Source organism: Acidovorax sp. KPB24-07 (genome assembly GCF_057543315.1).
Genome location: NZ_BAAJYS010000394.1, coordinates 1 through 2,984 on the forward strand (window position 1 = coordinate 1; position 2,984 = coordinate 2,984).

Annotated in this window: 1 pseudogene; it reads left to right on the forward strand. The window is 70.7% G+C overall.

The window, feature by feature from the left end:
* Nucleotides 1–2,825, forward strand: a pseudogene (locus AC27IQ_RS21545) (hypothetical protein); the annotation flags it as partial.
* Nucleotides 2,826–2,984 lie beyond the last annotated feature (159 nt).

Consider the following 2,984-nt stretch of genomic DNA (forward strand, 5'->3'; position numbering starts at 1 on the left):
CCGCCGAAGGCACGCCCGACCACACCCGCCGCCACACGGCACGCCTGGCGCTGCAGACCGAGGCTGCGATGCGGGCCGCGCCCACGCCGCAGTTGCGCGAATGGCTGGCCGGCGCCTCCCATGCCGCCCGCACGGCCCTGCATGCCGCGGACCCGGCCCAGGCCCTGGCCGCCTGCACGGACGATGAGCGCGCGGCCTACCACGCCATCCGCAATGGCTACCGCAGCAACGCCAAAGGCTCCCCCTACGACCGCGCCAACCAGCACCTGCAGAAAATCGCGGACTGGCTGCACGACATCGACCACACCGAGGGCGACGCGCCCGGCACCGCCGCCCCCAAGAGCCGGCGGAGCCAGAAGATCAACCCGCTGCGCTCGCTGCCGCAGGCCCTGCAGGTGGGATCGGCCACCGCCTTGCCCACCCCGAACCGCCGGGCGGAAGAAGAGCTGGAGAAGGCGGCGGACCACCTCACCCAATACCTCCGGGGCGCGCGTGCGCAACGGCCTGCGACCGAGGTGCCCTCCGAATCCGAACTGGCCTGGCTGGCCATCGCCGAAAAGATACGCTGGGCGCCCGAAGGCACCGAGCGCGCTTCCATGGTGCTGGACAACGCCCTGCTCGAAAGCATCCGGGCGCAATGCGATGCCGCGCGGCGCGATGCAGCGCGAAAAGCCGCCCGCCGTGGCAGCGAGATCACCACCGCCACGGAATCGCCCGCGATGCGCTTCGCATGGGAGCAGCTGCGCGCCCAGCCGCACACCGGCGTGCAAGCCCTCGCCCTGCTGCAGCACGCCTTGCTGAGCGAGCCGCTGCAAGAGGCGAACAATGGCCCCGCCACGCCATCGGTCGGCACCGATGGAGAACACGTGCACGCCCAGGGCAATGCCTTCCACGTGGCCCTGTACAAGGCACTCAACCTGCTGCACGACGGGGACCCGGCCAACGCCACCAACAGCCGGGCGCTGTTCAACCTGCTGCGCGATGTGGCCCAGCACCTCGAATGGCGCGACCGGATGAAGCTGCTGGGCCAGAAGACCTACGGTGTCAACCTCGGCCCGCTGTCGGCGGCCGCGGCGATCACGAGCGCCGTGGGCCTGGGCGTCAAGCTCATCGGCGGCGTGCAGCACAACGAGGACCGCATCCTGGAGCTGTACCGGGGCCGCACCGGCATGTACCTGCAGATCACGTCCCAGTCCACCAACCAGGTACAGGCCGGTGCCGGGGTGAACACCGGCTACTCGGTCGCGATGGACACCGACCAGGCCAGCTTCGGCGTGACCGGCGGGGCCGACTGGCGCTGGCGCGGCGAGCGGAGCGTGGAAAACGGCGTGCAGATGCGCATGCCCCGGCTGACCAAGAACCGCGAGCCCCAGCTGGACGCGCAGTTCATCGACGCGCTGGAGCATCTGTTCGACATGGCGGCCCCCACCGGGGATGGCCAGCCGGCCCGCCGGGACTGGATGCGGGAGCTGCTGGCCCACCATCCCGAACTGAGCATGGGGATCATCGACGACGCGCAGCGCAGCAGCATGGGCACCGAGACCAACGTGTCGCTCAGCGCGGGCGTGCGGGTGGGCGAGGTGGCGGGCAAGGGGCGGCGGGCCGGCGTGTCAGCGGGCGTGGGCGTCAAATCCCGGCAGGACAACGGCCAGACCCGCACCACGGTGGCCGGCTACATGACCACCATCTACCGCGATGCCACGGCCCAGATGAAGGTGGAGGTGTCGGGCCGCGCCACGCTGGGGGTGCAGTTCGCGGAATCCGTGCAGGACGATCCGAAGAACGGCCCGCGCCAGAAGGCCAGCGGCAGCCTGGGGCTGCTGGATGCCAGCTACGGCCGGGAGCTGGTCTCCAAGGCCGTGACCCACTTTTGCACGCTGTTCGTGTTCGACGACGAGATCGACCCGATGCGCAGCGACCGCGCCACCGATGTCTCGGAGTTCGACGTGTTCCAGCAGCTCGTGCGCGACGAGTGGGACAGCTGGTCCGCCTACGGGGTGGGCAAGCTGGGCGCTGCGGTGGAGGACGACTTGAAGCATGCCGCGTCCGAGCTGCAGCTCGAACATTTCATGGAGCAGACCCAGGCGTTCGCACAGGGCAACGGCCTGGCGGCCATGTTCGCCGACAAGGCGATGAAGGCGCCCGCCGCCCCCGCGCTGGACATGTTCCGCGCGCTCGCCCGCATGGATGGCGAAGCTGCCAAGGCGCAGTTCGAGGCGGCCTGCGCGGGATACGAAAGCGCAGCCACGGAATTCGAGGCGGCCGGCATGGACCTGCGCTCCACCCGCGCGCATCTGAAGCAGGCACGCAAGGCGCTGGAGGCGGACCAGACGGCCGCCGCCGCGGAGCACCTGGAGCAGGCCGCAGCACGCATGCAGCGCAAGGCGATGGGCAAGACCGGCCGGTCGCCGGTGATGGCGCGCCGACGGGACGAGGGAGTGGAGCATATGAAGCGCGCTGCGCTGTGCCGGGAGCAGGGAGCCACGCGCCTGCGGGAAGCCCAGGTGCATGCGCAGGGCTTCGACGACCTCGTGGTGAGGGACGAACTGTGGGAGCCCACCCTGCTGCTGCTGCGCGAAAAGGCCAAGATCCTGCGCGAGCGCGGCCTGGACTTCTTCCTGAAGCGACAGAACAACCGGGGCGCCGAGGCCATGCGCACCGTGGCGCAGTGGATCTTGTACGAGCCCGTGCTCCGCGCGGACCCCGGCCATGAGGTGGAGCCGGCCGGGCAATGGAAGGCCACGGCGGCTACGCCTGCGCAAGCGCGCCTGCCCACCGTGCCCGAAGGCGACGAGGAAGGCGAGATCCAGGCCCACCGGGACTGAGCGCGTTCCCGGGCAGCGCCCTCGGCCGCCCTCAGGCGCTGCGTTCGGCCACGGGCTGCGCGTCAGGCGCCTTCGCGTTCATGCTTTGCAGCACCTGGTCCGCGTCGTTGCGCAGCTCCTCGGCCAGCCCCACCGCCAGGCCCAGGCGGCGCAGCAGCC